This is a genomic window from Corallococcus sp. AB030 (genome assembly GCF_003668965.1).
Taxonomy (GTDB): domain Bacteria; phylum Myxococcota; class Myxococcia; order Myxococcales; family Myxococcaceae; genus Corallococcus; species Corallococcus exiguus.
On sequence record NZ_RAWQ01000315.1, the window covers coordinates 1 to 7,749 of the forward strand.

The following is a 7,749-nucleotide window of genomic DNA, read 5'->3' on the forward strand; positions in this document are numbered from 1 at the left end:
GTGCCGTCCGGCAGCGCGCCCTCCACCGGCTCGGAGGGCAGGGCCGGCAGGCGGATGATGAACGTGGTGCCTTCGCCCATCTTGCTCTGCACGCTGATGCTGCCGCCGTGGTTCTTCACGATGCGCTGGCAGATGGCGAGCCCCAGGCCCGTGCCCTTCTGCTTCGTCGTGAAGAAGGGCACGAAGATGTGCGTCTGTTGATCCGCCGGGATGCCCGGGCCGTCGTCGGAGACGCGCACCTCCACGAACTCGCCGCCCGCGCTGCGCAGGTCGCCGAAGCGCTCCGGCTTCTCCGTGCGCACCGTGATGCGGCCTGGCTGCGGCCCCAGCGCCTGCACCGCGTTCTGCACCAGGTTGATCAGCACCTGCTTGAGCTGCTCCGCGTCGCCTTCCGAGCGAGGAAGGCGCAGGTCCAGCTCCACCGCCAGCCCCGCCGTGGGCGGCATGTCGTTCTGGATGAGCCGCATCGTGCGCGTCACCACCTCGTTGAGGTCGGTGGGCCCGAAGTTCTGCTTCAGCGGGCGCGAGTAGTCCAGGAACGCCGTCACCACGCCGTTGAGGCGGTTGACCTCCTCCACGATGACGTCCAGGAACTCGCCGTCCTCGCCCGTCAGCTTCCGTGGATCCAGGCACTGCGCGGCGCCCTTGATGGCGCCCAGCGGGTTGCGGATTTCATGCGCCAGGCCCGCCGCCATCTCACCCAGCGCCGCCAGGCGGTCCCGCTCGCGGATCTTCTCGTACAGCTTGGAGTTCTCCAGCACCGTCGCCATCCGCTCGGAGACCTCCAGGATGAGCGCGATTTCATCCGACGCGTACGCCTCTGGCACCCGTTCGTCCCACAGGTTCAGGAAGCCGATGACGCGGTCGTTGCCCATCAGCGGCACGCTGATGCCGGCCTTCATCTGGAGCAGCGCGGCGCGCGTGTCGTTGAGCCGCTTCAGTTCGTCGCGGAAGCGCTTGCCCTCCACCGCCTGCACCCGCATCACGGAGATGCGCCGCTCGATGTTCTCCAGCAGCACCGCCTTCTGCCCGCTGGCCACCGCGAAGAGCACGCCACGCGCGGCCGCCGTGTCCAGCAGCGCCACCGGCAGCGGGCCTCGCGAGTCCAGGAGCCGGTAGCCCGGCCGGTCCTCCGCCATCAGGTACACCGACGCGTGCGTCACGCGCCCCGTCTCGTGCAGCGCGTCCAGCACCACGCGCGCCAGTTCGGAGATTTCGATGACGGACGCCATGCGCACGCGCAGGGTGCTCAGCGTGCCGAGCAGCGCGAAGCGCTCGCGGAAGAAGATGCGCACCACCATCTCCTCCACCTTGGTGCGCAGCGGATCCAACAGGATGAGGATGACGAACGCGGCCACCACCGTGTTGAAGACGAAGAGCGACGTGTTCTCGTCCACCCACGCCGTCAGCACCGTGAACACCGACGCCAGGATGACCGCCAGCACCGTCTGCGAGGCGATCTTCCCCAAGAGCTCGTGCAGGTCCATCAGCCGCAGCCGCAACAGCGTCTGCGCGAGGAAGAACAGGTAGAGCGTCGCGAAGACCGGGCCCAGCGTGGGGAACGGGATGTCGTTGCGCGACAGGAAGTCCAGCCCGTTGAACAGCACCGCCGCGCCCGCGCCAATGGCCAGGTACGCCAGCCGGAACTGCTCGATGCGCGACTCCGTCGTGCGCACCCGGTGCACCAGCAAGGACACGGAAGTGAACAGCGTGCCCAGCACCCAGGCGCCCAGCGCCAGCCGGGCCCACCCATTGTCCGCCAGGGGTGTAACGGCGACGGTCAAGCCCAGCACGCCGGACAGGAGGGCGAGCCGCCGGCCGACCTGGTGGGCTCCCTTGCTGACCCCCAGGAACTCGAGGAAGAAGGCGACCGCCGCCCCGGGCACCAGGGAGACGGCGAGCACCGTCGCCCCGAGGGCGATGCGGGACACCCAGGGGTAGTCCTGGGGGGGAAAGATGCTGTGGAAGAAGAGGCTGAGGTAGTACCCGGCGACCGTCAGGGTGAAGACGGAGTAGAGCGTGAGGACCCGGGGTCGTCCGGGGCGCAACAACATGGACACGCCCAGCGCCAGACCGATGATGGAAGCAAGCAGTGCGCTCTGGGTGCGGATATCCATGTGCAGGCGGACAGTCTAACCTCTGTCAGGGGCTGGAAATTTTCCAACCACCCCCAGTTGTCCTCGGGCGTGCCCGAGCGCATCTCCCAGGGTCCCCGAGGCCCCCGCGAATGAAAGTGTCCCTCCAGCATCTCGCCCTCCTCGCCTCCGCGGCCCTGTTGTCCGCGCAGGCTCCCGCCCCCGCGGTCCCCAGCACCGCCCCTTCGGCTCCGGCAACGGCTCCGGCCGCTCCGGCCCCGGCTCCCAGCGACGACACGGATCAGGCCCCCACGACGCGCACGGACAACGCGCCGTCGGAGGCGCAGCTGACGCCGCCGCCGGACGCGGACAAGGCGCCGTTGCCGGTGGGCTACGTGCAGGTGTTCAACCCGGCCTTCCCGGGGATCGTGCCGCCCACGCCAGTGGTGCACCGCGGGCGCCGCTACGGGCTGGAGGACCTGACGCCGTACTTCGCCGACGGCAAGAAGCGGGACGCGAAGGACGCGTTCGACAAGGGCCAGTACACCAAGGCGCGCGCGCTGCTGGAGGGTGAAGGGGACAGCCCGCCGGTGCGCTACCTGCGCGCGTTGTCCGCGGTGCGGGCCGGGGACGACAAGTCGGCGGCGACGGAGATGGCGGCGCTCGCCAACGACTACCCGGCGCTGAAGGACCGCTGCCTCACGCACGCGGGCGTGGCGCTGGAGTCCCAGGGCCGGCTGGATGACGCGGCGGCCAGCTTCAAGCAGGTGCCGGAGGGTTCGCGCATGTACGTGGACGCGCGCCTGGGCCTGGCGCGCGTGCTGCGCAAGAAGAAGGACTACGACGGCGCCATGGAGGCGCTGACGCCGCTCACCCAGCGCATGATGACGGGCTGGGGCCGCAACGTGGGCGCGGAGGCGCTCATCGCCACGGCGGACCTGGCGGTGGAGAAGAAGGACAAGGCGGCGGAGAAGGCCGCGCTGTGGAAGCTGTGGGCAGCCCAGCCCCTGTCGCCCATCGTCAAGCAGGTGGAGAAGCGCCTCAAGGGGCAGACGCCGCCCCTGGACGCCAAGGTGGGCCGCGCGGAGGCGCTCATCGAAGCGCACCGCAACAAGCAGGGCATGGCCATCCTGGAGCCGATGCTCAAGACGATGAAGCTGCCGGACGCGCTCGCGTGCCGCGCGCACTTCGCGTTCGGCAAGGGTCAGCGCAAGGAGCGCCAGCACACGGCCGCCATCCAGATCCTCACGCCGGTGGTGGAGCAGTGCAAGGACCGCGACCTGCTGGCCCGCGCGCTGTATGTGCTGGGCTCGTCGCGCTCCATCGTGGATCAGCAGCACGGCCCGGACACCTACGAGCGGCTGGCGAAGGAGTTCCCGGACCACTCGTTCGCGGACGACGCGCTCTTCTACGCGGCCGACCTGTACGTGAAGACGAACCGCCCCAAGGAGGCCATGGCGCGCCTGGATGAGGTCGCGCGGCTGTACCCCAAGGGCGACTTCCTGGGCGAGGCGCTCTTCAAGGCCTTCTGGGTGGCGCGCACGTCGAAGGTGGAGGACGGGGGCTTCTCCTTCCTGGACCGCATCGAGGCGCAGTTCGCCAACGCGGACGAGTCCTACGACGTGGAGCGCGCGCAGTACTGGCGGGCTCGCACGCTGGAGGAGCGCGGCAACATCCAGGGCGCCGCGGAGCTGATGGAGAAGCTCGCGGTGGAGCACCCGGCCACGTACTACGGCCTGATGGCGCGCTCGAAGCTGGGCGAGCTGGACCCCAAGCGGCTGGAGGCCGTGGCGTCGTCCATCTTCGACGTGCCGGAGGCCGCCAGCCCCTGGCCGATGTTCGCGGGCCCCATGGGGGACGACCCCCACTTCCGCGCGGGCGTGGAGCTCTTGCGCCTGGGCTTCGCGGACTCCGTGTCGTCGGAGCTGATGCTGGTGAACCGCGCCAGCCAGCCGCCGGAGTCCATGCGGCTCTTGGTGATGGTGCTGTCGCAGTCTGGCGACGCGCGGTCGGCGCACGCCATCGCGCGGCTCGCGCTGCGCAAGGACCTGAGCGGGCGCATCACCGCGCAGACGCGGCCGGTGTGGGAGGTGGCCTATCCCAACGCGTTCCGAGACCTGATTGAGAAGCACACCGTGCCCGCGGGCGTGGAGCCGGACCTGCTCCAGGCGCTGATGCGCGAGGAGAGCGCGTTGGACCCCAAGGCCCTGTCCTGGGCCGGCGCGCTGGGCCTCACGCAGCTGATGCCCTCCACGGCGAAGGGCGTGGCGCGCGAGCTCAAGGTAAAGCACTTCACCGTGGACTCGCTGCTCCAGCCGGAGCTGAACATCCGCTTCGGCGCGCACTACCTGGGCGGGCTCATCAAGCAGTTCAAGGGCCACACGCCCTACGCGGTGGGCAGCTACAACGCGGGCTCCGGCGCGGTGAACCGCTGGCGCGCGGCCAGGCCGGACCTGGCGCTGGATGCGTGGGTGGAGGAGATCCCCATCGCGGAGACGCGCGGCTACATCAAGCGCGTGCTGCGCTCCTACAACACCTACCAGCTGCTCTACGGCCGCGTGCCGAAGGTGCCGGTGATGCCGAGTGCATCGCGTTAGTGTGTAATCCTGGCTGAAGCCTGAATTCGAGTTTTCTTTGTGGAGGGGGAAGGGCGGGCCGTGATTTCGTCGGCCGCCATGCTCCCCCTCCGAACGCGAATCGCTCCCCTCGCTGTCGCTGTCGTCACCCTGGTGGCTTTGTGTCTTCCGGCTGAAGCCGAGGCGCAGGACTGGTCGCTGACGAACGCGCAGCGGCAGGCGTTCCTGCGCTACTACGCGCCGGTCATCTTCAAGCGCGCGAACGCGAACGACAACAAGCACGGCTACGACTGGCTGACGAACTTCGACTTCGACCAGGACGGGGACTTCTCCAACAACAAGCTGCACTGGAAGCAGATCAACCAGTACGTGGACGCGTCGCGCGTGGGCCCCAGCGCGTTCGACAAGTGGCGCATCCGGCCGACGCTCTACACGTCACTGATTGAGTACATGGACGGGGGGAAGAACCTCACCCTCGTGTATCACCTGTATCACGCGCTGGATAAGAACGCGGCGGGCAACTGGCAGCTGCACGACTGGGAGCGCGTCGAGCTCCAGGTTCGCAACGTGGTGGGCAACCCGGGCAGCGGCGAGACCGTGGCGTACGCAGTGGTGACGCAGCACAAGCGCAACGTCGTGCGCCGGGCGGGCAGCGGCGACCTCCAGTTCATGCAGACGGGCACGGGCAGCCACCTGCTCATCTGGCAGGCGGAGTGGTCCGACAAGCTGCTGGCGCCGCACGGGCAGGAGCTGCGCTTCGTGACGGATTCGTACTCGTTCTTCGCGGGCCGGATGGCGTCTGGCGGGAAGGCGGAGGCGGACGTGAACAACGACGACGGGCGCAAGAAGCTGCACTTCGTCTTCGTGCCGGAGGACGACGGGGCGGCGGTGACGGCGTTCAACGCGCAGCCGGTGCGGTACTCGACGGCGGACGCGCAGGCCAGCCGCTATGACAACGGGTCTTCGGCCAATTGGCCCGCGGTGAAGCGCGTCACGTACGAGCTGCAGGACCTGGCGGACATCCTCCCCACGCACTGGGAGCACGGGGGCTATGCGACGCACTGGCTGCCGGACGCGCCGCAGTTCTTCTACCTGGAGAGCCCGGTGGTGAACGAGGCGGGGCAGGCGGAGGTGAGCGTGGGGATGCAGCGCTTCTTCTCCAAGACGCGCGACGTGGAGGGGCAGGACGACCGCGAGGGCTACCCGTCGAAGAAGTGGTTCTTCGGCACGTTCGAGCTGAACGACAAGGCGTCGGACACGGGCGGCGGCGGGTCCAGCGAGTTCCACGACAAGTCATGGGCGGGCACGGTGGCGGACTCGCGGGGGCAGACGCGCATGAGCGCCAGCGGCTACCCGGCGTCGGTGAACTCGTACTGGTGGCAGCACGACTACTTCGTGCACTCGGGCGTGACGGACGACACCGACGGGCGAGAGCAGGGCTTCTGGCTGCAGGGCGGGTGGTACCTGCCGCAGAACGGCGGCTTTGACGGACGCTGGGTGCAGCTCTTCGCCGACCGGCCGGGCAAGGAGTCGGGCGAGTACTGAATTGGTCCTGATTGCCGGGGGGCGGCAGAGCGAGAAGCGGCGCTCATGTCCCCCCGTGCAGGAACACTGGAAGAATCTCGGGATCGGAGTGGGACTGGTAGGCTAGAGGGGCAGTCCCACCCCCTCGTTTGCGTGAAGGAAACACGCCATGAGTCAGCCCAGCGCCCCCAGCCCTCAACAGATAGACCTCAACCGCACCGCCGTGGAAATCGCCCCCGAGACCTTCTGGGTCGGGAAGCGCGAGCCCGGCGGCATCTTCTTCGCCAACCCGTACCTGCGCCGCTTTCAGGGCACGGACACCCGGACGAAGAAACCCGCTGAGTTCAACCTCCTCATCGACCCCGGGTCGAGCAGCGACTTCTCCACCATCCACACGAAGGTGGTGTCGCTGATTGGGGGGATGGACCGGCTGTCGGCGCTCTTCATCAACCACCAGGATCCGGACGTGGGCTCGTCCGCGAACATCATCTCGGCGCGCTACTCGCCGCGCGCGAGCATCCTGTGCTCCGAGGACACCTGGCGGCTCATCGTCCACTTCAACCTGCCGCGCAACCGCTTCATCCCGACGGAGAAGTTCTCGCAGGGGTTGAGCGTGCCCACGGGGCACAAGCTGCTGCCGGTGCCGTCGCCGTTCTGCCACTTCCGGGGCGCGGTGATGCTCTACGACCCGCAGACGCGGGTGCTCTTCACGGGCGACCTCTTCGGCGGCCTCACGGACAGCAAGGCGCAGGGCCTGTGGGCGGAGGAGTCCGACTGGACGGGTATCCGGGCGTTCCATCAGATCTACATGCCGGTGAACTCGGCGCTGGTGCGCGCGGTGGCGGCCATCCGGAAGCTCACGCCCGCGGTGGAGATGATCGCCCCGCAGCACGGCCGCGTCATCCGGGGCAAGCTGGTGCAGCAGTTCCTGGAGCGCATGGAGCGCCTCCAGGTGGGCCTGGACATCATCGACGAGGCGCAGGACCGCACGCACCTGCAGGCCTGGAGCGCGGTGATTGACCGGGTGCTGAACCTGGCGCGCGGCTACCTGGGTGATTCGGTGGAGGCCAAGCTCACCGCGAGCGATCAGCTGGCGGACACGGCGAAGTTCAACGGCAAGCAGCTGGAAGTGAGCCGCATGGGCAAGTGGACGCTGGAGCACGTGGTGGAGGTGCTCTGCCAGGGCGAGCCCACGGAGATTTCCGGCCCCATCATGGTGGAGGCCACCATCGCCGCCGCTGAATACAACCTGCCCACGCCCCACCTGGACATCGAAGGCGCAGGCGCGCCGGCCCCCGTCTCGCTGCTGGAGTCGTGAGAGGGGAGGGCGGGTGCATTCCAAGGACCGTGACAGCGGAGGGTTGACCTACCTGGGCCCGGAGGCGTTGAACGCGCGGCCGGGCAACGCCGTGGCAGAGGACGGCTCGGAGCCGACGCTGCCGCAGGTGCGGACGCCCGTGTCTCCGGGCGGCACGTTGATCCAGGGCGCGGTGACGCCGCAGCCCCTGGTGCCCACGAGCCAGGGCCTTGTCCCCGGGCAGGTGGTGGCGGGGCGCTACCGGGTGGAGAAGTGG

General features: G+C 68.8%; 4 protein-coding genes and 1 pseudogene. 4 read left to right on the plus strand and 1 reads right to left on the minus strand.

The features are described 5' to 3' along the window. Nucleotides 1–2,117, minus strand: a 2,117-nt coding sequence (locus D7Y15_RS40930) for an ATP-binding protein (RefSeq protein ID WP_121755973.1), incomplete at its 3' end; no start/stop codon positions are given. 110 nt (nucleotides 2,118–2,227) lie between these two features. On the opposite strand from D7Y15_RS40930, the gene D7Y15_RS40935 reads away from it, so the two are divergent. From D7Y15_RS40935 to D7Y15_RS40950, 4 genes and pseudogenes are all read left to right on the plus strand, one after another. Beyond that, complete coding sequence (locus D7Y15_RS40935; RefSeq protein ID WP_121755974.1) at nucleotides 2,228–4,672, plus strand: transglycosylase SLT domain-containing protein; 2,445 nt, start codon at nucleotides 2,228–2,230, stop codon at nucleotides 4,670–4,672. A 78-nt stretch (nucleotides 4,673–4,750) separates the two neighbouring features. Continuing rightward, on the plus strand, nucleotides 4,751–6,196 hold the full coding sequence (locus tag D7Y15_RS40940) for a hypothetical protein (protein WP_121755975.1): 1,446 nt from the start codon (nucleotides 4,751–4,753) through the stop codon (nucleotides 6,194–6,196). Nucleotides 6,197–6,344: 148 nt separating this feature from the next. Further along, nucleotides 6,345–7,493, plus strand: a complete 1,149-nt coding sequence (locus D7Y15_RS40945) for a hypothetical protein (protein ID WP_120581412.1) — start codon at nucleotides 6,345–6,347, stop codon at nucleotides 7,491–7,493. 13 nt (nucleotides 7,494–7,506) lie between these two features. Continuing rightward, a pseudogene (locus tag D7Y15_RS40950) lies at nucleotides 7,507–7,749 on the plus strand (serine/threonine protein kinase); the annotation flags it as partial.